The sequence below is a fragment of the Paenibacillus cineris genome (genome assembly GCF_018333335.1).
In the GTDB taxonomy this organism is placed as follows: domain Bacteria; phylum Bacillota; class Bacilli; order Paenibacillales; family Paenibacillaceae; genus Paenibacillus_AQ; species Paenibacillus_AQ favisporus.
This window is the reverse complement of sequence record NZ_BORU01000005.1, coordinates 1-25,345: the sequence shown is the minus strand read 5'-3', so window position 1 is coordinate 25,345 and position 25,345 is coordinate 1. Positions and strand designations below refer to the sequence as shown.

The following is a 25,345-nucleotide window of genomic DNA, read 5'->3' as shown; positions in this document are numbered from 1 at the left end:
GGGTTATATGGAAAGCCAATTGCAACGCGAAGTTATCAGAACACAGGTGCTTGTCCTTGGGGGCGGGGCCGGGGGCGTCGGGGCAGCCATTGCAGCCGCACGGGAGGGAGCGCAGACCATGATTGTGGACCGGCAAGGCTTCCTGGGCGGAAACATGACGATCGGACTGCCTTTGCTGGCCTTCCTGGATGCCCAGGGACGCCAGGTTACCCGCGGCCTGCCGCAGGAAATCGTCGACCGTTTGACCCTGCTTGGCGGTTCCTTCGGACACCGGGAATGCCCGCTGCACAATTCGACGACGGTCATCGACCCCAGCTTGATGAAAATCGTCATTTTTGAAAAAATCAAACAGTACGGGGTACAGCCCCTGCTGCACTGCGAAATCATCGGAACAAACGTGGAGGATGGTGAGCTGAAATCCGTTCTCTTAAAGGGAAAAGGCCGGGAAATCGAGGTCTTCGCCGATGTCTTCATCGATGCGACCGGGGACGGCGACGTCGCTTATATGGCGGGCGCCTCGTTTGAGAAAGGGCAGTACGCGAACGGGGAAACCCAGCCGCCTACCCTTATGTTTACCGTCGGCGGCTTTGATCTCGAACGGTTTATGGATTTCCTCGGGGAGCATCCGGAGGAGCTCCGGCACGGATCTTCGATGAAGATCCGCCCAGGCTATACGGCGGAGTTTCTGCGGGCCAGCGAAAATCACGTGTTCGTCGGCTTGAAAAATACGGTTTCCAGGCTCAGGCAGGAAGGCAAATGCCCGATCAGCCGCGATACGATCATCTATATCAATCTGCCTAGGGAGGGGTACATTGCCCTGAACTGCATCCGCATCCTGAATTTTGATGGGACAAAGGTCGAGGAGCTAAGCCGGGGCGAGATCGAATCGCATCTGCAGATCCTTCCCCTGATCGACATGCTGCGCGAGCACATCCCGGGGTTTGAGCACATCTATTTGTCCTCGATTGCCCCGTTTCTGGGCATCCGTGAAACGAGGCGGATCATAGGCAAGCAGATGATCCGCGAAGAGGCGGCCGTGAACGGGATCATTCCGGATGACACGATCGCGCTCGGCTCGTATATTATCGACATTCACAGCGGTTCAGGCGACTCGACCGTTATCCGGTCGCTGGCCGGCCCTTACGGCATCACGTACGGGGCGACGATCGCCAAGGACGTGAAACGGCTGATGCTCAGCGGCCGCTGCATCAGCGTCGACCCCGTCGTCTTCGGCTCTTCCCGGGTCATGCCCACCTGCATGGCCGTCGGCGAAGGCGTGGGCATCGGCGCCGCTCTGGCTGTGAAGCAGCAAATCCCTCCGGAGGATGTCGATGTCCGGATCATCCGGCAAAAGCTCAGGGAGCATGGCGCCATCCTTTCGCTGGAGGACGTTGGCGAGACAAGCGGGACGACAAGTTGATGATGTAGTGAGCTTATATCCACACAGGAGGCGATCACGTTGCACGAGGCACAATTGACTTTTTTTGGCGGAGTAGGCAAATCAGGAGGCGTGCAGGTTCTGTACGGCAAAGGAAAACAGGGGCTGTTGTTCGACTTTGGCGTCGAGCACAGCAGTCTGCTGTTTCCGACCCAAGTAACGCTGTTTGAACCGGTGAATGCGACACCCGGGCGCGAGCTGCGCCAGTTTTTGCTGGGCGGCATGACCGCCCCGCTGCCGGAGCTGTACGATGCTCAACAGATGGAAGGCCTGGATTGGGCCGCGGTTCGGCGGGTCTGGGGAAACCGGGAATTTCCGGACTACGACCGGGTTCATCTCTATATTGGACATATGCATACGGACCATATGGCGCTGCTTCCCTTTGCCCATCCGGATCTCCCCGTATATATGAGCCATGATTCGTATTCCTTGTTCCGCGGCATGGTGGCGGGCCGGCACAGCAAGGATACCGGGGCCAAGATAACAACCTGTGACGACCTGACCGTGGTCGATTTCGGAGAGTTCACGATGCAGGTCGTCGAGATGGATCACAATGCGACCGGCGCATCCGGCATCATCATCGATGACGGCACCCATAGAATTGCGTATACGGGGGACTGGCGCCGGCAGGGCAAGCATCCGGATAAGATCGACCGTTTCATCCGGCTGTGCCACAGCAAACCGATCGACGTGCTCATTACGGAAGGGACGCGCCTTACATCCGACCCCTCCACCGTTCCGCTGCAGATCACGGAGGAGGCGCTGCTTGCCTCGTTCGCGGAGATCGTTCGCGAAGCGGAAGGGCTGGTGTATCTGCAGATGTCGCCGCGGGATTTAGAGCGGATGGCCGACATGATCGCGATCGCCGCAGACCAAGGAAAAAGCATCGTGATGGAGGCGTCGCTTGCCGCCGTCTGGCATACGGCGAACCGGGAAGGCTTGCAGGTGCTCCATGGACATCCGGCGCTTGACGTTCCCGTTCAAGTCATCGATACTACCATGGCTGATGGCATTGAGGTGCCGTACCCTGCCGTCTCTTTGGAAGAAGTCGCCGAGCGCAAGCCAGAAATAGTGTATTTCTTCAAATTTCCGGACCTTGCGCATATGATTGAATTGGAGACGCTGGGAGGCCTGCAGGGTCAATCGCATTTTATTCAGTCGGACTACAGCGTCAAAATCGAGCATGCTGCCGTATCCAAGTTTCTGAACGCCTACGCGATTACCGGCCATTCCCTGTCCAATGGCGGACACGCCCATCCCGAGGCGCTCGCCAGCCTGATCGGCAGCATTGCGCCGAAAACCGTCATTACGCTGCACAGCCAGTTCCCGGTATCGCAGGACACCCGGGGCGTAAAGCCGTATTTTCCGGTAAAAGGGGAAACGGTGCCGGTCTCTTCCATTCTGGAAGCCGCGGCAAGCGGCGTAAACCGGTAAGTGTAGATTCATTCCTGGTAGGGCTGGATTACAATCGGAGAAAAGCTTAGGAGGACAAATCGTTGACATCAATTACGTTTGTCAGGCATGGAATAACCGATCATAATATCGAGAACAGGGCGCAGGGGCATAAGCAAAATCCGCTGAACGAAACCGGAAGAATGCAGGCTGCGCTCGTAGCCAAGCGGCTGGCCGGGGAGCATTGGGATCTGTTTATTTCCAGCGACCTGCGGCGCGCCCGGGAGACGGCCGACATCATCGCGGCCGAAATCAAGAAGCCGGTCGATTTCTACGACGTGCGCCTGCGCGAGATGGACCGCGGCAAGATCGCCGATACGACCGAAGCGGAAAGGGTCCAGCGCTGGGGAGCCCGTTGGCACGAGCTGGACATGGAGCAGGAAACGGATGAGATGATGCGGGCCCGCGGCCGAAGCTTTGTGGAAGAGATGGCTGCCAGATTTCCGGGACAAAAAATTCTCGCCGTCACGCACGGCTATTTTCTGGGGCAAACCTTAAAAGAACTGATGCAGGATGAGTCGACGGGCGTCAAGCTGCGCAACACTTCCGTGACGACCATCGTTCTGAATGACACTGCCTGGACCTATTCGCTCTACGACTGCATCAAGCATTTGGAAGTGACCGAGGGCTAGCAGACCGGGACGCTGACAGCGGGGCGCCTGTCATCACCGGCATGCGAAATTGACCGGACGCCGGCGCCTTGCTCTGTCTTCCCCCACAAAGGACACCAGGGACCGTTACAGCCGGTTCAGCTCGCGGTATTTGGATGGGCTCATGCCCATATTTTTGGAGAACACCCGGCTTAGATACAAGCCGTTCTCATATCCGCAGCAGGTGGCAATCTGGTCCAGCGTCATGTCGGTATCCAGCAGCAGCTCGGCCACTTTACTGATGCGCAAAGACCGGACAAAGTCCGAAGGAGCGATCCGGAACGACTTCCGGAACCGGCGCGTAAATTGGACGGGACTGAGGTTCAGCGAATCCGACAGCTCCCTCATGCTGAACGGGGTGTACGCGTTCTGGTAGATCCATTCGGCCGCACGATTCATCAGCACATCGTCCGAGTCGGCCAGCAGCTGCTGCTCATCATGGAGATGCTCTCTTTCCCACACCTCGCAGGCGAGCTGCCAGATGTCGTTCATGATCATGTCCTTGCGCAGCACATGCCGCGGTTCTGTCGCTAAATGCAGCTTTCGCAAATAGGCAAAATTGGAAACGAGGCGTTTGTTGTCAAGCGGGCGCGACAAAAACGTCGGCAGCGGCGGGACGGGCCCCGTCTGCTCTTCCCCCACCATTTCAAAGCCGATGTAGTGAAGCGCAAGCGGAGACACCATCTCCCGTTCAAAGGTGAACCCCGGCGGGCAGTACACCAGGTCTCCGGCCCCCGCCTCCCCTCGTTCCTCCCCGATCCGGTAATAAAATTTGCCCGATTCCACGGCAAACAGCACCCAGACGGAGTAACAATCCACATCCATTTCAAACCTTTCCTTACGCTCGAAATATGCATGAGAAACCAGATGCAGCGTTTGATTCCACAAGGTTGTTGTCGTCATCTATGCATCGTTCCTTTGGCCTGGAAGATAGTTTCATTGTAAATGGATTGCAGCCGGGCGTTCAATCTTTATTTTGGCCCGATAACATACCATGACCGGGACCAATATGATAGGCGGGGGCTAAAGCATGGGCTTCTGCACAGTCACCCTTTTGCCCCTGGGCGTATGCTGTAGGTAAAAGGAGGGCTGTTCATGCCGCTTTTGCTGCAGTATACGGACATCGAAAATGAAGAGCTTCCTCTGGAAGCCTGGAAGAAAGACGCCTGCCGGCGGTTTGCGGCCAAGATGACGGACCGGGAAGCCCGGTTCCCCTGCATTCCGGCCACACGGGCGTTTGCACTTGGTCATCTCCGTTTCGGTTTTGCGCCCAGTCCTTGGGATGGTTCGGCAGGGCCGGAGCTCGCAGAGATCATTGCCGAGTATGGCAGAGCTTCGCGTGCTTTCGGGGATTACTCCTCCCTGGTTGTTTTTTTCGAGGCGGAGGAGAACGTTAGAGAGGTTCTGGCGTATGAAAATGCATTCTGGAACTTACTGAACCAGGTCAGCCGTTTGGATCGTACGCCGTGGCCGGAGGACATTCCGGAAGACCCGGAACAGGCGCTGTGGGAGTTCTGTTACGATGGCGAGCGGTATTTCGTCTACTGCGGCACCCCGGCACATACGTCCCGTCAGAGCCGAAGCTTCCCCTATTTCATGCTGGCTTTGACGCCGCGCTGGGTGTTGGACCAGTGGAACGCCTATCCTGAAAAAGCGGCTGAGATCGCTCCCCGGATCCGTGCACGCCTTGCCGCATACGACACCGCGCCGGTCCATCCGGAATTAAAGCCTTACGGATCGCAGGGGAATCTTGAATACAAGCAGTATTTTCTGCGGGATGACGACACCTCGCCGGCCGGATGCCCCTTCCATCGGGCAATAACGGAGCGGGCAGGGAAGTAAAACGGTTTGGCTCTCGATCAAGCAGCAGCTGCCCATGCGGGCGGCCCTGCTGCTTTTTTAATGCCGTATGCCCTCTTAATGCACTCCTTCTTAATGTCATACCAGGCATTTGAGCTCCCGGCTTACTTCTCCGATGATCTCCCGGACTCCCTCCTCAATGCGTTCCGGCTGCGCCCTAGCAATGCTGATTCTTAAAAACTTCTCCTGCTCCCTATAGTCCGATAAATAGAACCGCTTGCTCGAAACGACGAGAATCTTCTTTGCGGCAAGCCGCTCAACGAGGCGTTCCAGATTGGCCTTTTTCGGCAGCTTGAACGGAACATACAATCCCGAGGACACAGGGGGGATATCGATCAGGCCTGAACCGTTATGCCGCAAAACCGCCTTATTCAGTTCGCGGATCCGGTCAGCATATTGGCTGCGTATCTTTCGCTTGTGCCGCTCATACATACCGCTTTTGATGTAGACTTCAAGCGCTGCCTGGGACAGCTGCGATGTGTCGGCATATCTTTTGTATTCGCAGAACGCCTTCATCAGCTTCTCCGGCAGCACGGCGGCCCCGAGCCGTAGCCCCGGGAATATTATTTTTGAGAAACTTTTCAAATATATGACGTGTGACATGCCGCTGTAGGCATAAATGGGATCTGTTCCCGGCTCTTCTCCCAGATCGGCCATGTAATCGTCCTCCACGACATAAACGTCGTATTTGCCGGCCAGCCGGGCAATCGCCTTTCTTTCTTCCCGGCTGAATGAAGTCCCTAGCGGGCTGTGATACCTGGACATGGTGTAGAAGAATTTGATCCCGCCGTGTTTGAACTTCTCCTCCAATTGCTGCAAATCAATTCCCGCGGTCGTCCGAGAAATTCCGCATACCGGGATGCCCTCCGTCTCAAGATACCGTAAAAAGATGTCGTAACTGGGCTGTTCTACCAAGATGATGGACTTCCCATTCGGGAACGGCATTTTTGCTAATATTCCGAGCGCTTGGTTCGCACCCGCCGAAACGATGATCCTCTCCTTTTGGGCAAACACCTGGTCTTCCGCAAAATGGGAAACGAGCGTATGACGGAGCCTCTTCAGTCCTTCGGCTTCGCCGCAGGTGAACAGATGGCTCTGGTACGTGTCCAAGGCCTGGTTCAAGGCGTGCCGAAAATCCAAATACGGAAACAGCGACGGATCGGGCGATGCCGAGGCGAAATCGATCTGCCAGCTCTCCGCAGCGTCGGGCCCTTTGCAGGGTTTCTCCACAACGTAGTAGCCGCTTTGGGAGATGGAGTAAATCATGTGACGGCTCTCCAGCTCCGTGTATGCCCGTGTAACCGTGCTGACGCTGCAGCCATACATCTTCGCCGCATTGCGGACGGAAGGCAGCTTTTGACCCGACTCGAACTGCCCTTCGCTGATTTTACGTTCGATATCGGCAAGGATATCCAAATATTTTTTCATTTTGTTTCCTCACTCTAATAGCGTTATGTATAGAAGACGGCGCAACTGTTACGGTACATTTTGCTGAAAATGCGGTTGTTCCAGACCGCCCGTTGCCATAACATGGCGGTATAAAGGATGCAAGTTCGCGAACAAGATCCTGACTACAGATTAAGGGAGTTGACCCGTTCATGTCATCAACTGTTCAATCCGATTTTCTTACCGTCATCCATGAGCGCCATTCCGTGCGATATTTCGATCCCTCACACATGATCAGTGAACAAGAAATCAAGCAGCTGCTGGAGCTTGCGGGCAGCGCTCCTTCGTCCTGGAATCTGCAGCATTGGAAGTTCGTCGCCTTTACCAACATGGATGCCAAACACAAGCTCCTTCACGCTGCGAACGGCCAACGGCAGGTCGTCGATGCATCCGTGACCGTCGCTGTGCTCGGCGACCTCGAGGCTAACCGGAATGCCGCAGCGGTCTATGGACCTGTTATGGAAGGCGGGCCTGAAGATGCTTACGCTGGCTATGCTTCATCCCGAATCCTGTTTGATCAAATCGATAAGGCCTATGCAGTGGACGCCTCCTCACCCTACCGGCGCGACGAAGCGATTCGCAACGCTTCACTGGCAGCCATGCAGCTGATGCTCGCCGCCAAAGCGATGGGTCTGGACTCCGGCCCGATGGTCGGCTTCGACGCCGACGCATTCGTCAAAACGTTTCACGTTCCGCCGCGTTATATTCCGGTCCTGCTCGTCGCGATAGGGAAAGCCGTCAAGCCAGCCAGGCCGACCAAGCGTTTCCCGGTGGAGCAAACGATCGTCTGGAACGGATTTGATCCTGGCAACGCCTGATACTGTAAGGCAGCCCCATCATACCACAATTTGGAATTGGTGTTGCTCTTTACGGCGAAATACCAAAAAGAACCTTGGGATTCCGCCCAAGGTTCTTTTTCACAACAACATCGATTAAAAAATTGTCGGCACCATTCCCCCATCCATACGGATCGGAGCGCCTTTGAAGGCGGATGCATAAGGGCTGCATACAAAAGCAGCCAATCTGCCGATTTCAAACGGCCGGATAAACCGCTGAATTTCGGATTGGGGCAGGCCTGCCGCCATAAACCTCTTCTCTTTTTCCGAGAAGGTCAGATCTTCGTCAGCGTACATCCCCTCAATGATTTGCTGCACATTTTCAGAGAGGGTCGGTCCCGGCATGATCGTATTCACGGTAACCTCGGTGCCCTTCGTCAATTTGGACAAGCTCTTCGACAGAGATAACAGCATCGACTTGGTCACGGCATACTGAGGCATTTGTCCCGAAGGCATCAACGCTTCCTCGCTTGCAATAAAGAGAACCCGCCCATAATCCTGCTTCAGCATGGTAGGCAGATAAAATTTGGTCAGCCCATTGGCGGCAAGAACATTCGTGCGGAAGTAGGTTTCCCATACTTCGTCGTCAACGTTCTCATATGGCATGATCTCATAGATCCCCATATTGTTCACCAAAATATCAACCTGGGGGAATTTTTCAAATAAAGCTTCTCTTTGCCCTTTATCTACAAGATCGGCCGTCGCCTTCTGCGGAGAGGTCGCCGGGAAGTTCGCCTTGATTTCATTCACCGTTTGTTCTACCTCTGCATCGTTTCGGCCGTTAATGAGTACATGAACGCCTTCTTTGGCCAGCTCGATGGCAATGGCCTTTCCGATCCCTTTCGTAGATCCTGTAACTAACGCTGTCTTATTGTGTAATCCCATATCCATAACAAAAAACTCCTTTTACTCCGGATAGAGATCATATTACCTGACCAGGAGGGTTCAGTAACTAGTGTGCAGCGCCAACGTTCTTGCTATACACGCCAATAAAATAACAAATATCCTGACACGCCGAAGCAAGCCGAGGTTTGGAAATCGATCGAAAATCGGGCTCTGCTCGCTGTCCTTCGGCTCACGAGTTCGCACTTACATGTTCGGCACGCCAGTGGGATGGCGTATTTCCTTCCCAAAGCCGGAAGGCCCGGTAGAACGAATTCTGGTCTTCGTATCCAACCAGGAAAGCGACCTCTTTAATATCAAGCGAAGGGTCCGCCAAATATTCCCGCGCCTGCTCATGTCTGGCTTGCGTCAGCAGGTGTTTGAAGCTGGTGTTCTCCTCTGTAAGCCGGCGCTGCAAGGTACGGTCGCTCATCCCGAGCTCTCTGGCGACAGCCTGAATGTCGGGGCGCCCTGCCGTGAGGCTGCGCTTCAGAATCCATTTGACCGTCTCGGGGAACGAGCGGCTGCGCTGCTGCTCATCAAGCGACCGGTCCAGCGCGGGAGTCAGAATGTCCAGCAGCTCTTCGTTGTACGATAGAAAAGGCCGATCCAGATCTCTCCGGTGCAGCGTCAGCCGGTTGCGTGTCGCACCTACCTGGATCCGGCAGCCGAAATAACTTTCAAGGGTCTGGATATCACCCATTGGCTGCATAAATTCAACGGACCGTGCTTGCACAGGCTGCCCTGTCCCCCGGCGTCCAAGCTCCATGAGGCATGCCAGCGTGATGCCAACCAGCACCGGCGGGCCGGACTCCCCGGGATGCAGCCAGCCCAGCTCAATGGTGCAGTGCTCTCCCTCCTCGGTGATGCGCAGGCTCTCGGGGGGACACATTTGCTTGTACCGGGCCATCCGGTACAGCGCGTCACGGTAATCACGGGCATGATACGTCGCCAAAACGGTCGGCGGGTATTTCGCCGTTTCAAAGACGGTCGCCAGCTGGATGATGCCTTGGGCGACGTCGCCGGCCAGCTCGGAATAAGCCTGCCAAATGGCGAAATATTGAGCCGAGGTGACCTCGGGTTCTGCAATGATCGTAAGCGGGAGTCCTGCGCTGCGGACAACGTCATGCGGGGCAATCCCGAGTTGACGGAATCCTGCCCACAATCCCGGCGGAATTTTTATGCGTTCAGAAATATAGGAACTCATAGCTGCGGGCCTCCTTTAAGCAGTCGCATTCATTGTAATCGGATAGGCGACCTTCGTCATGGATGTACAGCTATTATAGTACCTGTCCTTATCGCTCTGAAACCAGCAAAAAGTGACAGATCTTCGACAAGCCCCAGTCTAGGCTTTCCAGCCAAGAATAGTTTATGATATAGAAAAAGCCAAATTCAGGAGTTATATCATGGATATCGCGAAAAAAGAATTGGTGGTCAACCTCTGCCTGCTTTCCGTTGTTCTAAGCATTTTGAACGGTGCCCTTGTCGTCCATATCAACCATTCGCTGGTATCCGATACCCCATACGCTAGCGGCCCAGGGGATTTCGTCGTGTTTGTGTTTTTCTTTTTGATATTGTATGGATTTCATGCCGTAGTAAGTTTTCTTCATTTCGCTGCGGCAGCATTCGCAAGAAGATCGCTTGTAACAAGACTTGCTGTTTTTAATGCAGCCGGGTTAGCGTTAGTTGGGGCTATTTATGTTTATATCCAGGATGCAACCGTATTGTTTCTGGTCTCCTCCCTCGGTATTTTCTCCCTTGCTACAGCCGTAATGAACCGTAAAAAGGTTGTTGATTAAGTAGTGTAAACACCAAAAGACCTGCTCCTGGATGGCAGCAGGCCTCCTTGAAATTTAAATATCGGAACATTACTCAAACGGATAACGGAGTCCCCATTGACCTCGGATCCGGTCGAGCAGCTTCATAATCGCCACCGACTCTTCAAGCGGAATGACCGAGCTTTCGGTCCGCCCCTCCGCCAGGCATCTTGCCACTTCCTCGGCTTCAAACGCATACCCGAGCGATGTCCGGTCATCTTCAAAAATCTCTTCACTGCCGTTGACATATAACGCAGCTCTGGTCGCGTTCAAAAAGGAAGGAATTCGAATATACCCTTCCGTTCCGTAAATGCATGCTTCATTGTCCATATTCAGGCGTATGGCCCCGTTCAGCTGTGCGGTTTTGCCTGGGCCATAGGACAGCAGGAGAGAGAACTGCTCATCCACGCCGGTACTGCCGATCTGAGCGGTACTCGACACTTCCTCCGGTTCAGCCCCAAAGATCATCGATGCAAAAGACACGGGGTAAATCCCGGCATCCAGCAGTGCCCCGCCCCCAAGGCTCGGATTGAACAGCCTGCTTTCCGGATTGACGCCGGCACGGAATCCAAAATCCGCTTTGACGAGCTGAACGTCACCAATCCGCCCTTCATCCAGCCATTCCCTCACTTTGCGGATGACCGGAAGAAATCTCGTCCACATTCCTTCCATCAGAAAAACCTTGTTCTCCTTGGCATAAGATACGGCCTCTTCCAGCTCGCCCGCGTTCACCGTAAAAGGCTTTTCGCACAATACCGCTTTGCCCGCCTTCAAACACAGCAGGACGTTTTCCTTATGTGCAGGATGCGGCGTCGCGACATAGATCGCGTCAATGTCCGGATCGTTTGCCAGCTCTTCGTAGCTGCCGTATGCTTTCCCGATTCCATAGTCAGCGGCGAATCGCGAAGCACTGTCGAGCGTTCTGGAGCCTACGGCCGCTGCCACCCCATTTTCCGCAAAAGCAAGATCTTTTGTAAACTGCGACGCAATCCAGCCCGTTCCCAAAATACCCCATTGGATCGTTTTCGGCACGTGATTATTCCTCCTCAAAGTTAGATTACGAATATTAGACTATTAGTCATGGGTCATTTCATGACTTTCCAGTTTTCCGTTTGCATCGAACTGGCTATACCTCATTCCCAAGGAGCTCCCCCAGCGAAACGGGAAATAACGGTTTGATCAGCTCGAGCACCGCTTTCGCGTACTCCTGGATTTCTTTTTGCGCATCATGCTCCAGCCGTTGAGACAGGAAGTGCGCGACGGATTGAACCGACGCCGTCCAGTACCAGCGTACATACATCCCGTAAGCGGGAAGGAACAACCGGGCCTGTTCCGCGCAAATGCCGTCCGCCAGGGCGGCTTCGTACTTGGAAATGCCCAGCTCCACATAACCCATCAGCTCTTGGGTATGCTTCACGCCAAGCTCCCAATTCACCTCTCCGCCGCTGCCCTGCTTGGAGTTTTCCGGTTGGAGCCTCCACTCGCCTGCCTTTGGGATATAAAATGCAGGGTCTTCTGTTATGTATCGCCGGCTTGATTCGTTCCATGCCTCCAAGCTGTCGCCGGTCCCCTCATAATGGGCGGACCCGACCACGTATTTCCACCATTGTCTGGCCACCATTAATGGAGCATAGACCTCAAACTGAACGATGGCATGGCGAAAAGGCGACGTATGCCCTTCGCGGGCAAGGAACTTGATAAGCCGCACGTCCCGTTCGTTCAACTCCAGCGACTGCTTGGCATAAGAGACACGGGCCGCATTAACGACGGTTAAGTCCGATCCCATATGATTCACTAAACGCACATAGCCCTGATCCAGCACTTCGATGGTCGACATACCGTCCTCCTTAAGTTCATTCTACAGCAGTGCGGCACTCTTTCGATGTTGTGTGTTCGAAAAGAGGTCCGCTTTTCTATTTCGCCATGCGGTCAAAGAAAGCCTTCCCGGCTCCAATCCTGTCCACCGCCAGTCTCTATAAATGGCTCTGCCGGCGCTGGCGGTACTGCCCTGGGGAAATCCCCGTACGGTCCCGGAACAGCCTCCCGAAAAAGCTCGCGCTCGGAATGCCGACCTGCTCTGCCACTTCCTGCACCGTCAGCGACGTCTGCTCCAGCAGAACCATCGCCTGGCTGATCCGCAAATGCTGCACATACTGAAGGGGCGTCATGCCCGTGTACTTTTTCAGGCAGCGGGTAATATGGTCGAATTGAAAATGCAGCGCCTCCTCAAGCTCCTCCGAGCGAAAAGGCTCATTCCAGCTGCGCTGCAGATAGCTGACCGTCTCCCGGGCGAGAGCAGCCGATCGCGAGCCCGGCCTGCGCCCCAAATCCGCCTGCAGCAGCTCCAGCAGGTCGCAGAACAGCACCTGCAGCTTCAAGGACTGCTCCACGGCAAAACCGCGATGCAGTTCCACCATCCGGTCCAGCAAAGGCTGGAGCAGGTGAAAAGGAGCATCGCCGAATTTCGGCAGATACATCGTTTGCTCTGCCGGATGCTCGTCGCTGTCCTGCCCTTGAGGGAGCACCGCCGACCAGGGAATTTCCTCCGCCTCCATCCGGCGCAGAGGCTCCGGGTGCCGGAAGTGCACCCAATACACCGCCGTCGGCTCCGAGCAAGCCTGAGTGCCCGAATGGGTACGTCCCGGCTCGAGCAGCAGCAGCTGGCCGTCCTGAATGACATATTCGGTATCGTCTTCCCGCATATACATGGCGCCCTTTTTGACCAGAATCAGATCGTAGGCGTCAAAGCTGCGGGTCTGATGCCGGCTTCCAGGTGCCCATACGGCGCGCCCGACGGTCAGAAGCGACGGCAGCGGCGGAATCGCCAGCTCGAGGCATTTCATGGGCTTCCTCTACCTCCTGCACAAGTCGATATCGTGGCAGATCTTTCTCATCAATAAATTCATCCTAGCATAATATGCTGTTTCGGTCATTTTTCAAAAGTCGATATCGGACAGAACAAAGTCGCTATTCCGCATGGAAGCGGTATCCATTTTCCTTTACCTTAGGGGTATGTGCAAAGCCGTTTTCAAATCTCTGCTTATTGAATGGAGGAACATCTGCCATGCGTATGCGCCAAGTTCATCTCGACTTTCATACGTCCGAAGCGATTCATCCCATCGGCACCCGCTTCAGCAAGGAACAGTTTCAGCAGGCGCTGAAGCTTGGCCATGTGGATTCGATCACCGTGTTTTCCAAATGCCATCACGGATGGGCATACCATCCCTCCGAGGCGAACGTCACGCATCCGGGACTGTCCTTCGACCTGCTCGGTGCCATGATTGAAGCCGCCCACGAAATCGGGGTACGAACTCCTGTCTACCTGTCCGCAGGCCTTGACGAGAGGCTTGCCGTGCGGCATCCCGAATGGCTGATCCGTGAACGCTTCAGCCGCGAAGGCGACCTGTTCACGCCGGGATACCACCAGCTCTGCCTGAATACGCCTTATCTGGACATTCTGCTGTCCCAGATTGAAGAGGTCGCGCAGCGTTATGATGCCGACGGCATCTTTCTGGACATCGTCGGGGTGCGGGAGTGCTATTGCGCCACCTGCGTAGCGGCGGCCCGCGAACAGGGGATCGACCCGCGGGACAAAAGCGCCATGCGCCCGCTCTGGGAGCAAACTTACGCCAATTACACCAGCCGCGTTAAAGAAACGGTGCACCGGCACAAACCCGGGCTGCCGATTTTCCATAACGGCGGCCACATCCGCCGCGGACGCCGCGACCTTGCACACATGAACTCGCATCTCGAGCTAGAGTCACTGCCGACCGGGGGCTGGGGCTACGACCACTTCCCGCTGTCCGCCCGCTACGCCCAGACGCTGGGCATGCCGTTCCTTGGCATGACCGGCAAGTTTCATACCACCTGGGGCGAATTCGGCGGCTATAAGCACCCGAACGCCCTGCGTTATGAAGCCGCGCTCAGTCTGGCGAACGGCGCCGCCTGCTCCATCGGGGACCAGCTGCATCCGCTGGGCGCGATGGATGAAGCCACCTACCGGCTGATTGGCGCGGCCTATGCCGAAGTCGAAGCCAAGGAAGCGTGGTGCCGTGACGCGGTCAACGTCGCCGACGTAGCGCTGCTGTCGGTGGAAGCGGCCGGCACCCATCAGGCGGCCGGCGGCCACGACAGCTTCACCGGCGATCCGGACGCCGGCGCGGTGCGCATGCTGCTGGAAGGGCATATCCTGTTCGACGTCGTCGACCTGGAAGCCGACTTCAGCCCGTATGCCGTCCTGATCCTGCCCGACCGGATCCGGGTCAACGATACGATCCTGGCCAAGCTGGACAGCTTTTTGGCCGGCGGCGGGCGCATCCTTGCTACCGGCGAATCGGGCCTGAAGCCGGATGGCAGCGAATTTGCCATCGACTTGGGCGTTCGCCACGCCGGCGTCAATCCGTTCCGTCCGGACTACTACCATCCGCAGCATCCGCTGGCAAGTCTGCAGGAATCGGCGTTTATTTTCTATTCGGAGGGGCAGAAAGTGACGCTTGCCGAGGGCGGAACCGAGCTTGGCAAACGGGAAAATCCGTATTTTAACCGCGACGCGTTCACGTTCTGCTCCCATCAGCATACACCGAACAGCGGAGAGTACGGCGGGCCGGGCATGGTGGAGCATGCGAACGGAATTTATATCGCCTGGAACGTGTTCGAAGATTATGCTTCCAAGGGAAGCCTCGTTTTAAAGGAAACCGTCCTGTACGCGTTGAACCGTCTGCTGCCGGAGAAGACGCTGCGTACGAACCTTCCCGCGCAGGGCGTAACAACGGTTCAGCATCAGCCGGCCCAGAAGCGTTATGTCCATCATTCGCTGTACGCCTCGCCGGTGAAGCGCGGTCGTAACATTGAAGTGATCGAGGACCTGCTGCCGATCCGTGGAACAACCGCGGAACTGCGGATTTCCGAGCCGGTCACCGGCGTATACCTGGCGCCGCAGATGACGCCTATCGACTTCCGGCAGCAGAACGGCCTCGTCACGTATGAGCTGCCGGAGTGGCAGTGCCACCAAATGGTCGTTCTGGATTACGGCCAGCCGGAAGGGAACTAGCAAGCAGCGGCAGCCAGTCTCTACCCGAGACACACGCCCCCATCTCATAAACACATGCTTCTCTCAAGCACAAGCGTACTGGCAATCACACACGCATACTCGGACATACAAGCTTGCGCATAACCCTATGCTGACGAAAGAGCACAGTACAGATACGCATAAACACATACTTACGCAAAAATACAAGCGGTCGCGAACATACATGCTTATGCTTTCGCCTAAACCCATACTCTCCTGCAAACCAAAGAGCCCGGAGCGCTTCCAAGCTGCTCCGGGCTCTTTTTCCGTATTATTTCCGGCCGAAATCCGCCTTGATCTCGCCCCATTCCTCGGTCTTCCACTTCACGATTTTGTTCTCGTACTTGTTCTCGTGCAGCCACTGCACGGCGCGGTCCGTCAGCTCCCAAATCTTCCGCGTTTTCTCGGTACGGGCCAGCGTCGTCGCCGGTTTCTTGTTGCGCACCCAGGCCAGCGCCGTCTTCGAGTCGGTGTAAATGGTCTTCTTGCTGCCCTTCTGCTTCAAATACGCCAGCGCATGGACGATCGCGATAAATTCGCCCAGGTTGTTCGTTCCATTTTCAACCGGTCCGACATAGAACAAAATTTCCCCGGTCCGCGTATCGACGCCTTTGTACTCGACCGGGCCGGGATTGCCGCGCGTACCGACATCCACCGAGATGCTGTCGTAATCGATCTCTTCCATCGAGGATGCCGACGCAGACGGCTTGCCGGATTTGGCTGCTTTGGACGTATAACCTCCGGCTGAGCCCGACGCCTTGGCTTTGCCCCAGTTTTTCTTCCATCCGCCCGCATAAGCCGCTTCCGCCTCCGCGCGCGATTCGTAGGACTTGTATTTGGCGTCCGTATACCCGTTCACCTGAGCCTGGCATTCGGGCCAAGACGTATAGATTCCCGGCTTATGCCCTTCCCAGACGACGTAAAATTTTTGCTTTGCCATAACTAGCATTTGCTCCTATCTGCTTCTGCATCTTTTTCCCCATCTACAGTGACGTTCTTCCAAGCAGACGGCTATTGCGCCAGACCCGTTCCTTCGAACGCCCGGATGGCTTCCTTGATTTCCTCCGGCAGCGGAGTGCTCTTCCCGCTCTTCGTTTCGATCAGCACGACCGCGCCGCGTCCGGCCGCCTTCAGTGCTCCTGAAGCGACGACGGCATACTCAATGTCCAGGGAGGAGCGTCCGATCGACGCCACCCGCACATGGAGCTGCACCGGATCGCTGCGGTACATCTGGGCGAGATACTGGCACTCGAGGTCGGCAACCACCATCACTTTCTCCTCGCCGAACAAGTCGGCAAACAGCCCGAGCTGCTCGAAGTATTCGATTCTGCCCTGTTCAAAATACATAAAATAGCTGACGTTATTCACATGTCCAAGCATATCCGTCTCGCAGTAGCGCACCTTGATCGGGATTGAAAAATGAAACTTTTGCAGCCAGCCTGCAGCATCCGGCTGAATAAAGCTTTCCCTTTTCATGAAAATGTCTCCTTTGTGGACCCGCTGTTCTCCTGCCTGCCGTATAAGCACGTGAGCTCCCCATCGGCTTGACGGCTTGGCCGGATCAGGCCCGATTTCCGGCTGTCTGATGCCCATTATAGCAAAAAATGCTTCCCCCGTTCAGCAATTATCGCGGCGACAGCCCTTTTCCCCGCGTCGTATGATTTAAGGAAATCGCCAGACGGGGCCAGTGATCAGAGCATCCCAGGGACGTTATCCTCTGCCGTTTCTTCGGCTCAGGTATTGACAGGACCGGGATTTGTTTTAACATGTGAAGAACAGCATGTATCCGACTGCGGATCAAGAGAGAGAGGGAACCTGATGATCATCGATATCGAGAACATTACGTGGAGAAGCGGGCAGCATACGTTAATGAAAAATGTAAGCTGGCAGGTGAAGCCCGGAGAGAATTGGGCGCTGCTGGGCCTGAACGGCTCGGGCAAAACGACGCTGCTGAACATCGTCAACGGTTATATTTGGCCGTCCGAAGGCTCGGTCAGTGTGCTGGGGCACCGCTTCGGGGAAGTGGACCTGCGCGAGCTGCGCAAATCGATCGGCTGGGTCAGCAACTCCTTTCAGGAGCGTCTGTACGGATCGGATCGCACCCAGAACATCGTCGTCAGCGGCAAGCACGCCACAGTGGGCCTGTACGACAAAACGAGCGATGAGGACTTCGACCGTGCCCGCGAGTTGATGGAAACGATGAACTGCGGCCATTTGTGGGACCGCGAATACCGCACCTGCTCACAGGGCGAGAAGCAGAAGCTGCTCATTGCCCGCGCGCTGATGGCCAATCCACGCATCCTGATTCTGGACGAGCCGTGCAACGGGCTGGATCTGTTTTCCCGGGAGAAGCTGCTGGACAGCATCCGGGAGCTGACCCTGCAGCCGGAAGCTCCGACGCTCATTTACGTTACGCACCACACGGAGGAAATTTTGCCGGCGTTTAGCCACGTGATGCTGATGAGACGCGGCGAGGCGGTCTGCAGCGGGCGGACCGAGGACGTGCTGACCGCGGACACGCTCAGCGACCTGTTCGAATCCCCGGTGGAGGTCGACCGTCACGGAGACCGGGTATACGTGCGCGTAGCGGAATAGGCGCTGCGATTACAGAGCGGATTGCAAAAGGAGGGCTTCGTTGATCGAAGTTCCTCCTTTTTTCTGCTTGCACCATCGAGAGCTTGTCCGGCTTCGCCCAGCATAGTTTAGCGAATAAACCTTATGACATCCGGCTCAAAGTTCCCGCTCTGTAAGCCGATATACTAGTAAGGAAATGATTTCCTGAACATTGGTTTATATTTCGAGACAAAGGGGATATTTTTGCAGCATGAAAAAATGGTTAACCGCAGTACTCATCATGTGCCTTACCTGGGTGTGCCTTGCGCCATCCGCGCCTGCCTCCGCCGCTTCGGCCGTCAAAAACGTCGTGATTGTCGATGCAAAAACCGGCTATTCCTTCCTGCCGGTCCGCTCCTTGACCGAATTCGAAGGCGTGACCACCCAGTGGAACGACGCCGCCAAGCAGCTCGACATTTTCCAGGGCAACCACCGTCTGACGCTTCACCTCGCGCAGAAGTCGGCCGCTTTCGACGGCACTAGCCTCGCTCTAGCCGCCGCCCCGTTCCGTGAGAACGGTTCGGTTTATGTACCGCTGTCGCTCATCGTCAGCAAGCTCGGCGTTGAAGCCAGCTGGCAGAAGGACGAAGCAGCCGTCAAGCTGACCAGGGAAGGAGTGGAACAGTATCTCCCCTACGTTACCCGAAACGTCGGACAAGCCCTGAAAAACCCGATCGTGAGCGCACGTCAAACGTATAAGGTCGGCGGCAGATCGTTTTCCGCCCAGACGGTGACGATCGACCTGCTGCATCCGAAAATTCAGCTGGATGTCGTACTCGCCGGGAATACCCCCGGCAAGGTCGAAGACCTCTCCAGCATCGCCAAGCGCAGCGGCGCAAAGGTAGCCGTCAACGGCACCTTTTTTGACGCTTATACCAGCGGCGCCTACAAGGCTCCATACGGCTATATCGTGAGCCATGGCACCGTCAAGATGCCAAGCCCCGGCGACAAGCGTTCGATCTTCGCTTATGACGCCAACCACTTGGCGCGGATCATCGCCGGTCCCGATTTTGGCCAAGCCTTTGAGCAGGGATGGATCGATGGCGGACTTCAGGCCGGGCCGCGGCTGCTGGTGAACGGCAAAGTTTCGCTGAATGTGAAGAAGGAAGGCTTTAAAGATCCAAAGATTCTTACCGGTGGAGGCGCCCGCAGCGCGCTCGGCCTGACCCGGGATCACCGGCTGATCCTGCTGACCACCGGGGGAGCTACCATTCCCCAGCTGGCGGAAATCATGAAGAAGGCCGGAGCCTACCAGGCCATGAACCTGGATGGCGGGGCTTCCAGCGGTTTGTACTATAACGGCAAGTACCTGACCACTCCCGGCCGGAAAATCAGCAATGCGCTTGTCGTGAAATTTCAATAAGACGGGGCCCCCTGCCCCGCCTATCGAAAAAAGCCTGGAGCGAATTCCTTTCGCCCAGGCTTTTCATATTCATCAGTGTTATCGATCTATGATACCGTCAATAACGGAATTATTCGGCCGTTACTGCCTTGCCCGGCTTCACGTTCGCATTCCCCGACGAGGCGTTCGCTTCCGGTGTCTGGTTGGTGGAACGAAGCGGCAGTTCTTTCAAGAAGAACACGAGCACCAGAGCCACGACAAGCACCAGCGTACCTGTAAGGAATACGGTGGACAGCGTATCACCCAGCGCGTGCCGGATGCTGTCGATCATTTGCACGAACAGTGCTCTGGCTTGCTCCGGCAGGCTCGCTTCCGTCTTTTCGACCAGTGGCTTGTTCATGAGTGTCTGCGGATTGGCGAAGGCGAGCAGGCCTTGTGCCGTCTTCGGATCCAGGGAACTGAAGTCCGGCGCGCTCGGCGACTGCAGCGCTTCTTTCAAATGTTTCGTCAAACTGTTCGACATAACCGTACCCATCACAGCGATACCGATCGTACCGCCAAGGTTACGGAACAGCTGCGTCGATGCGGTAACGACACCGAGCTCCTTATGCGACACCGCATTTTGCGTTGCCAGCGAGAAGACTGGCATCCCGAGGCCCAGGCCAATACCGAAAATGATCGTGCTGACGATCGTCATCGCGATGTTATCCATAAAGATCATCAGGCCCATGCCAATAATCATAACCGGCATCCCGATCAGGGCAAAGCGCTTGTATTTCCCGATTTTGGCAATCAATTGACCGGTAATGGCACTCGTGATGACCATACACAGCGACATCGGAATCGTGACGTAACCCGCATAAGTCGGAGAAATAGCCAGCACGCCCTGCACGTAGAAGGAAATATAAATCATGGCTCCCATCAGGCCAAAGTTCATAATAAAGCCGATCAAGTTCGAGACCGTCACCACGCCGTTTTTAAACAAATGCAGCGGGAGAATCGGTTCCTTCACCAAGGTTTCCACATAAATAAAAATGAGTGCAGATACAACGGTTGCTCCAAGGAGACTAAGAATCTGCCAAGAGCCCCACTCGTACTCGGTACCTGCCCAGGAAAAGGCAAGAAGCAGCGGAACGATCGTCGTCGTCAGGAACAAAGAACCTACGTAATCGACGCTCTGTCCGTGCTTGCGGTCCACTTTTGGAAAAAGCGTCAGAATCATAATAAAAGCGACAACGCCAAGCGGCAGGAAGATCCAGAACAGCCAGTGCCAGTCGATATGATCCACCAGATAACCGCCAAGCGTCGGTCCCAGGACACTGGAGAAACCGAACACCGCCGTCATGAGGCCCATCCATTTGCCGCGTTCGCGCGGAGGGAACAAATCCCCTACCGCCGTAAAGGCCGTCGATTGGATGATACCGGCGCCAATCCCCTGAATCCCGCGATAAATGATGAACTGGTACACATTATCCGAAGTACCGGTTAAGAACGCGCCTAACATGAAAAATAGGATGCCGATCAGGATAAACGGCTTGCGTCCAAACATATCCGACAATTTACCGACCAGAATCGTCGCAATCGTCGAAGTTAACAAATAAATATTAATCGTCCATGTATAGTAATCCATACCATCCAGGATCGCGATAATGCGCGGCATCGCCGTGCTTGTGATCGTCTGGTTAATGGCCGCAAAAAACATCGCCGCCATAATCGCGATCATGATGGTTACTTTACGCTTCAGCGTTAAATGCTCCATGTACCTCTTTCACCTCTATGCTTCATGATGATCTATATTCAAAAGCATTAATGAGAAGATCCTTCTCAAATGCTGTACATCCTCTTCGGACAACATTTCAAAGAACACCGTAATGATTTCTTGCTGGTCCTCAACGATTTGCCCGATCGTGGACATCCCTTGCTCTGTAATGGAGGTATACACGACCCTCCGGTCGTTCTCGGCCCTTTCCCGGTTTACATAACCCGAAGCAAGGAGCTTATCCGTCAAACTCGTTATGGCGGGAGACGTCAGGCCAAGCAATTCGGCCAGTTCGGATACCTTCTGTGGGCCCCGGAGCTTCAATGCATACAGTACCTGGAACTGGGGAAAAGTCAGATTATACTGCTTGGCACTGTTTTTGTTCCATTCATGGGACATACTTTTCAGCAGCGACCGGAACATCGCCGCCACTTCAAACAATTGTTCATTTCTGGACAAACGGTTGACCTCCTTGGCGTGGTATGGATCTGTGACCATCCGCGTCGTATTGCCGCAGTTGCATTAGGACACTAATTAATTATTTGTTAATAGATAAATTTTTAATCAATTAGTAACTTAATCATTAAATACTTAAGTAATATTACGCCTCCGCAGCCGGATAGTCAAGAGGCGGTTTTAGGGAGACTTGTCCTTTTTTTATAGCAGAAAAAAGAGGTTTCCCCCTTTCTCGATCGCCTCCTATTTTTCTAAAAAGCGTCTTCTCAACAAAAAAAGCCACCCTTTGCGAGGGTGACTTTTTTGTCGATATTCGTTGTGCCTTTCGGCTGTGCTTCATCGACGGATCTCGTTTCCGTTTGACAACAGTGACCGTTTTCGACGCTTTTATTCCGGCTTAGGGTAATTGTGCGTTTTTAAAAATTCAAGCGCGTTGTACACCATTACCGCTGCTTCAGACCGGGTCACTTGATCTTGGGGACGGAAGTTGCCGCTGCTGTCCAGGTCGGCAATCCCCCAGGCGAGCGCCCGCTGAATAGCCCCTTGATACTCAGGCGTCATTTTGCTGTCATCCGCGATGTCTTTAGGTACCAAATTGATCATCGGCAGGTTGCCCTTCTTTTCCACCGTCTCGATCAAATATTGCGTGAAAGCTTCACGAGTCATGCCTTCACTTGGCTGAATATCAGCCGGAAGGGCGATGCCATGGTTCGTAACCGTAAGAAAAGCTGGAGCAAACCAAGCGCCTGCCTTCACGTTTGTCAGGGCTGCGGTTTCGCTTCCCTCGGCTGCCTTCGTGACCGGCACGTCAGCAAGCAAGTTTGCCAGCAGCTGAACGCCTTCCGCGTTTGTCAGCTGTGCCTGCGGCCGGAAGGCCGAATCACTGTCTCCCTTCAGCAGCTTCTGCTGCTGGAGCGCAGCGATTTTATCGGCACCGGCGACTCCCGCCAAATCCGTAAAGCCCTCTCCTGCCGCGAACACGGACCCGCCGATCGCCAGGGATAACGCCAGGGCTGCAACACTTCCTGATACAACATGCTTCTTCTTCATCTAGCCACACCTTCTTCGGGAAAATTTGGTCTTGTCTTTCCTACAGACGCAAAGAAAATATGGAAGGTTGCACCATGGGAAAATCTTCGGATTAGTTATAACCGCTTAAATCAGACTACCGCTCTAAACAAAAAACGCCTTTCGGCGTTATGTTTTATGTATGGAGCGGGTAATGGGAATACTCAACATCTCGATGAAAAAGCGGACCTTCGGCCAGCCACAGAGGTAGATGTTGACGCGCGTCCTGAGCGGGTTCCTTCAGCGAAGCCTGCACGAACGGTCGTACCCACGCTGCGTAGGTTCTCTCCCACACAACCGCTCTAAACAAAAAAACGCCTTTCGGCGTTATGTTTTATGTATGGAGCGGGTGATGGGAATACTCAACATCTCGATTAAATAAGCGGACCTTCGGCCCACCGCAGAGGTAGATGTTGACGCGCGTCCTGAGCGGGTTCCTTCATTGACGCCGACACGGACGGTCGTACCCACGCTGCGTAGGTTCTCTCCCACACAACCGCTCTAAACAAAAAAACGCCTTTCGGCGTTATGTTTTATGTATGGAGCGGGTGATGGGAATACTCAACATCTCGATGAAAAAGCGGACCTTTGGCCAGCCACAGAGGTGGATGTTGACGCGCGTCCTGAGCGGGTTCCTTCAGCGAAGCCTGCACGGACGGTCGTACCCACGCTGCGTAGGTTCTCTCCCACACAACCGCTCTAAACAAAAAAACGCCTTTCGGCGTTATGTTTTATGTATGGAGCGGGTGATGGGAATCGAACCCACGCTATCAGCTTGGAAGGCTGAAGTTCTACCATTGAACTACACCCGCAGATTCTCCGTGCAAGCCTTGAGCGCAGAAAGATCAAGACTTACACGAAGCCGTGCATGCGTATCGGGATGACACGATTCGAACATGCGACCCCCTGGTCCCAAACCAGGTGCTCTACCAAGCTGAGCTACATCCCGATATCTATTGTAAAACAGTTAAATGGCGCGCCCTAAGAGATTCGAACTCCTGACCTTTTGATTCGTAGTCAAACGCTCTATCCAGCTGAGCTAAGGGCGCATTTGGAGCGGACGACGGGAATCGAACCCGCGACCCTCGCCTTGGCAAGGCGATGCTCTACCGCTGAGCCACGTCCGCATCAAACAAAGTGGTGCGCGTGGAGGGACTTGAACCCCCACGTCAAAGACGCTAGATCCTAAGTCTAGTGCGTCTGCCAATTCCGCCACACGCGCAAAACCTGTAAATAAAACTGGTGAGCCATGAAGGACTCGAACCTTCGACACCCTGATTAAAAGTCAGGTGCTCTACCAACTGAGCTAATGGCTCTCACTGGCTGGGGATATAGGATTCGAACCTATGCATGACGGAGTCAAAGTCCGTTGCCTTACCGCTTGGCTAATCCCCAACAATTAATGGGGCGATCGATGGGACTTGAACCCACGAATGCCGGAGCCACAATCCGGTGCGTTAACCCCTTCGCCACGACCGCCATAAACATGCCGGCGAGAGGACTTGAACCCCCAACCTACTGATTACAAGTCAGTTGCTCTACCAATTGAGCTACACCGGCGCATAAATATTTGAATAATTTCAAAGCGATAACCATCTATCGCGAAAGCAAATAACCATTTGGATTCCGTCTGAAGCAATTTAAAATGACGGAACCGACGGGATACTCTCTCTTCGTTCGAGACTGCGATGCAGCGCTAACGAAACAGATGCTTCGACGAACCCGTATCCGGATTCTCATCCCTGAAGCAATTTAAAATGGCGGAACCGACGGGATTCGAACCCGCGATCTCCTGCGTGACAGGCAGGCATGTTAGGCCTCTACACCACGGTTCCACGGCCTTTGGGATCTCCATCTTAAGGAGATAATTGCGGGGGCAGGATTTGAACCTGCGACCTTCGGGTTATGAGCCCGACGAGCTACCGGACTGCTCCACCCCGCGTCATTAAAAAGTAATTTGATATTGGGCCCTCGAAAAGTAATCGGTATAAACTTTTTTGAGGTATAGTGGTGGAGGCTGAGGGGATCGAACCCCCGACCCTCTGCTTGTAAGGCAGATGCTCTCCCAGCTGAGCTAAGCCTCCATATTCTTTTGAAACTTATAGGGGATTCTCATCCCAGATGCTAATAAGAAAGTGACCCGTATGGGATACTCTCACTTCGTTCGAGACTGCGATGCAGATGCTACCGAAGTCACGCTCCGACGAACCCTTTTTGGGATTCTCATCCCTGATGTTAATAAGAAAGTGACCCGTATGGGATTCGAACCCATGTTACCTCCGTGAAAGGGAGGTGTCTTAACCCCTTGACCAACGGGCCATATATATAAAGTCTAATTCTGTTTTCTGCAACAAAACATCCTTAGACGTTTTTTAAAGTGGCTCCCCGAACAGGACTCGAACCTGTGACAACTCGATTAACAGTCGAGTGCTCTACCAACTGAGCTATCAGGGAACGTTGTTACAACTAACCAGTTTTGTCATATGTAGGTGACCATCAAGGCCAAAAAAAATACCACAAAAGTGGTTTTCCGCTTGGCAACGTCCTACTCTCCCAGGACCCTTCGGTCCAAGTACCATCGGCGCTGGAGGGCTTAACGGTCGTGTTCGGGATGGGTACGCGTGGAACCCCTCCGCTATCGCCACCAAACGGAGCATT

Annotated in this window: 21 protein-coding genes, 14 tRNA genes and 1 rRNA gene; 9 read left to right on the top strand and 27 right to left on the bottom strand. The window is 54.7% G+C overall.

Translation table 11 applies throughout. The features are described 5' to 3' along the window. Positions 1-7 precede the first annotated feature (7 nt). From KI379_RS29465 to KI379_RS29455, 3 genes are all read left to right on the top strand, one after another. Positions 8-1,420, top strand: a complete 1,413-nt coding sequence (locus KI379_RS29465; RefSeq protein ID WP_212985800.1) for an FAD-dependent oxidoreductase — start codon at positions 8-10, stop codon at positions 1,418-1,420. Positions 1,421-1,459: 39 nt separating this feature from the next. After that, positions 1,460-2,872, top strand: coding sequence for a hypothetical protein (locus KI379_RS29460; protein WP_212985799.1), 1,413 nt, complete (start codon positions 1,460-1,462; stop codon positions 2,870-2,872). Between the two features lie 62 nt (positions 2,873-2,934). After that, complete coding sequence (locus tag KI379_RS29455; RefSeq protein ID WP_212985798.1) at positions 2,935-3,522, top strand: histidine phosphatase family protein; 588 nt, start codon at positions 2,935-2,937, stop codon at positions 3,520-3,522. Between the two features lie 105 nt (positions 3,523-3,627). On the opposite strand, the gene KI379_RS29450 is transcribed toward KI379_RS29455, so the two are convergent. Beyond that, complete coding sequence (locus KI379_RS29450; RefSeq protein ID WP_200634931.1) at positions 3,628-4,443, bottom strand: AraC family transcriptional regulator; 816 nt, start codon at positions 4,441-4,443, stop codon at positions 3,628-3,630. Positions 4,444-4,635: 192 nt separating this feature from the next. On the opposite strand from KI379_RS29450, the gene KI379_RS29445 reads away from it, so the two are divergent. After that, a complete protein-coding gene (locus tag KI379_RS29445) occupies positions 4,636-5,382 on the top strand; it encodes a YqcI/YcgG family protein (RefSeq protein WP_212985797.1) in 747 nt (248 codons plus the stop codon). 96 nt (positions 5,383-5,478) lie between these two features. On the opposite strand, the gene KI379_RS29440 is transcribed toward KI379_RS29445, so the two are convergent. Further along, positions 5,479-6,828, bottom strand: a complete 1,350-nt coding sequence (locus KI379_RS29440) for an aminotransferase-like domain-containing protein (protein ID WP_212985796.1) — start codon at positions 6,826-6,828, stop codon at positions 5,479-5,481. A 170-nt stretch (positions 6,829-6,998) separates the two neighbouring features. On the opposite strand from KI379_RS29440, the gene KI379_RS29435 reads away from it, so the two are divergent. Further along, on the top strand, positions 6,999-7,664 hold the full coding sequence (locus KI379_RS29435; RefSeq protein ID WP_212985795.1) for a nitroreductase family protein: 666 nt from the start codon (positions 6,999-7,001) through the stop codon (positions 7,662-7,664). A gap of 114 nt (positions 7,665-7,778) precedes the next feature. Here the strand turns inward: KI379_RS29435 and KI379_RS29430 are convergent, their stop codons facing one another. After that, positions 7,779-8,573 (bottom strand): SDR family NAD(P)-dependent oxidoreductase, encoded by a 795-nt coding sequence (locus KI379_RS29430; protein ID WP_089548604.1) that lies wholly within the window; start codon positions 8,571-8,573, stop codon positions 7,779-7,781. Between the two features lie 184 nt (positions 8,574-8,757). After that, positions 8,758-9,771 carry a helix-turn-helix transcriptional regulator gene (locus KI379_RS29425; RefSeq protein WP_212985794.1) on the bottom strand — a complete coding sequence of 338 codons (1,014 nt, stop codon included), beginning with the start codon at positions 9,769-9,771 and terminating at the stop codon, positions 8,758-8,760. Between the two features lie 199 nt (positions 9,772-9,970). Here KI379_RS29425 and KI379_RS29420 point away from each other — a divergent pair, with 199 nt between their 5' ends. Further along, positions 9,971-10,363 carry a hypothetical protein gene (locus tag KI379_RS29420; RefSeq protein ID WP_212985793.1) on the top strand — a complete coding sequence of 131 codons (393 nt, stop codon included), beginning with the start codon at positions 9,971-9,973 and terminating at the stop codon, positions 10,361-10,363. A gap of 69 nt (positions 10,364-10,432) precedes the next feature. Here the strand turns inward: KI379_RS29420 and KI379_RS29415 are convergent, their stop codons facing one another. From KI379_RS29415 to KI379_RS29405, 3 genes are all read right to left on the bottom strand, one after another. Then, a complete protein-coding gene (locus KI379_RS29415) occupies positions 10,433-11,413 on the bottom strand; it encodes a Gfo/Idh/MocA family protein (RefSeq protein WP_076177057.1) in 981 nt (326 codons plus the stop codon). Between the two features lie 94 nt (positions 11,414-11,507). Then, on the bottom strand, positions 11,508-12,218 hold the full coding sequence (gene thyX / locus KI379_RS29410) for an FAD-dependent thymidylate synthase (RefSeq protein WP_212985792.1): 711 nt from the start codon (positions 12,216-12,218) through the stop codon (positions 11,508-11,510). Between the two features lie 136 nt (positions 12,219-12,354). Then, positions 12,355-13,224, bottom strand: a complete 870-nt coding sequence (locus KI379_RS29405) for an AraC family transcriptional regulator (protein WP_212985791.1) — start codon at positions 13,222-13,224, stop codon at positions 12,355-12,357. 221 nt (positions 13,225-13,445) lie between these two features. On the opposite strand from KI379_RS29405, the gene KI379_RS29400 reads away from it, so the two are divergent. After that, positions 13,446-15,431, top strand: coding sequence for an alpha-amylase family protein (locus KI379_RS29400; RefSeq protein ID WP_212985790.1), 1,986 nt, complete (start codon positions 13,446-13,448; stop codon positions 15,429-15,431). A 289-nt stretch (positions 15,432-15,720) separates the two neighbouring features. Here KI379_RS29400 and rnhA read toward each other — a convergent pair whose 3' ends face one another. Then, positions 15,721-16,389, bottom strand: a complete 669-nt coding sequence (rnhA, locus tag KI379_RS29395; protein ID WP_105445107.1) for a ribonuclease H — start codon at positions 16,387-16,389, stop codon at positions 15,721-15,723. Positions 16,390-16,460: 71 nt separating this feature from the next. Further along, positions 16,461-16,925 (bottom strand): acyl-CoA thioesterase, encoded by a 465-nt coding sequence (locus KI379_RS29390; protein WP_076177062.1) that lies wholly within the window; start codon positions 16,923-16,925, stop codon positions 16,461-16,463. A gap of 342 nt (positions 16,926-17,267) precedes the next feature. On the opposite strand from KI379_RS29390, the gene KI379_RS29385 reads away from it, so the two are divergent. Together KI379_RS29385 and KI379_RS29380 are read left to right on the top strand one after the other, a co-directional pair. Next, the gene (locus KI379_RS29385; RefSeq protein WP_076177063.1) at positions 17,268-18,044 is read left to right on the top strand and encodes an ABC transporter ATP-binding protein; all 777 of its coding nucleotides are present in this window, start codon (positions 17,268-17,270) and stop codon (positions 18,042-18,044) included. 229 nt (positions 18,045-18,273) lie between these two features. Beyond that, positions 18,274-19,425, top strand: a complete 1,152-nt coding sequence (locus KI379_RS29380) for a phosphodiester glycosidase family protein (RefSeq protein ID WP_076177064.1) — start codon at positions 18,274-18,276, stop codon at positions 19,423-19,425. Positions 19,426-19,534: 109 nt separating this feature from the next. Here KI379_RS29380 and KI379_RS29375 read toward each other — a convergent pair whose 3' ends face one another. From KI379_RS29375 to rrf, 18 genes are all read right to left on the bottom strand, one after another. Further along, a complete protein-coding gene (locus tag KI379_RS29375; RefSeq protein ID WP_076177065.1) occupies positions 19,535-21,163 on the bottom strand; it encodes an MDR family MFS transporter in 1,629 nt (542 codons plus the stop codon). 15 nt (positions 21,164-21,178) lie between these two features. Further along, on the bottom strand, positions 21,179-21,622 hold the full coding sequence (locus tag KI379_RS29370) for a MarR family winged helix-turn-helix transcriptional regulator (protein ID WP_076177067.1): 444 nt from the start codon (positions 21,620-21,622) through the stop codon (positions 21,179-21,181). Between the two features lie 384 nt (positions 21,623-22,006). After that, a complete protein-coding gene (locus KI379_RS29365; protein WP_212985789.1) occupies positions 22,007-22,669 on the bottom strand; it encodes an S-layer homology domain-containing protein in 663 nt (220 codons plus the stop codon). A gap of 756 nt (positions 22,670-23,425) precedes the next feature. After that, positions 23,426-23,499, bottom strand: a tRNA-Gly gene (locus KI379_RS29360). A gap of 63 nt (positions 23,500-23,562) precedes the next feature. Then, positions 23,563-23,636 (bottom strand) — tRNA-Pro (locus KI379_RS29355). Between the two features lie 23 nt (positions 23,637-23,659). Then, positions 23,660-23,736 (bottom strand) — tRNA-Arg (locus KI379_RS29350). A 3-nt stretch (positions 23,737-23,739) separates the two neighbouring features. Next, positions 23,740-23,814, bottom strand: a tRNA-Gly gene (locus KI379_RS29345). A gap of 11 nt (positions 23,815-23,825) precedes the next feature. Beyond that, a tRNA-Leu gene (locus KI379_RS29340) sits at positions 23,826-23,909 on the bottom strand. An 18-nt stretch (positions 23,910-23,927) separates the two neighbouring features. Beyond that, positions 23,928-24,003 (bottom strand) — tRNA-Lys (locus KI379_RS29335). Positions 24,004-24,007: 4 nt separating this feature from the next. Next, a tRNA-Gln gene (locus tag KI379_RS29330) sits at positions 24,008-24,082 on the bottom strand. Between the two features lie 8 nt (positions 24,083-24,090). Next, positions 24,091-24,166, bottom strand: a tRNA-His gene (locus KI379_RS29325). Between the two features lie 8 nt (positions 24,167-24,174). Next, positions 24,175-24,247 (bottom strand) — tRNA-Thr (locus KI379_RS29320). Positions 24,248-24,445: 198 nt separating this feature from the next. After that, positions 24,446-24,522: transfer RNA gene (locus KI379_RS29315), tRNA-Asp, on the bottom strand. Positions 24,523-24,555: 33 nt separating this feature from the next. Next, positions 24,556-24,629, bottom strand: a tRNA-Met gene (locus KI379_RS29310). Positions 24,630-24,695: 66 nt separating this feature from the next. Further along, positions 24,696-24,771, bottom strand: a tRNA-Val gene (locus KI379_RS29305). 163 nt (positions 24,772-24,934) lie between these two features. Then, positions 24,935-25,006, bottom strand: a tRNA-Glu gene (locus KI379_RS29300). Between the two features lie 59 nt (positions 25,007-25,065). Next, a tRNA-Asn gene (locus KI379_RS29295) sits at positions 25,066-25,141 on the bottom strand. Positions 25,142-25,219: 78 nt separating this feature from the next. After that, positions 25,220-25,336 (bottom strand): 5S ribosomal RNA (gene rrf, locus KI379_RS29290). Positions 25,337-25,345: the final 9 nt, after the last annotated feature.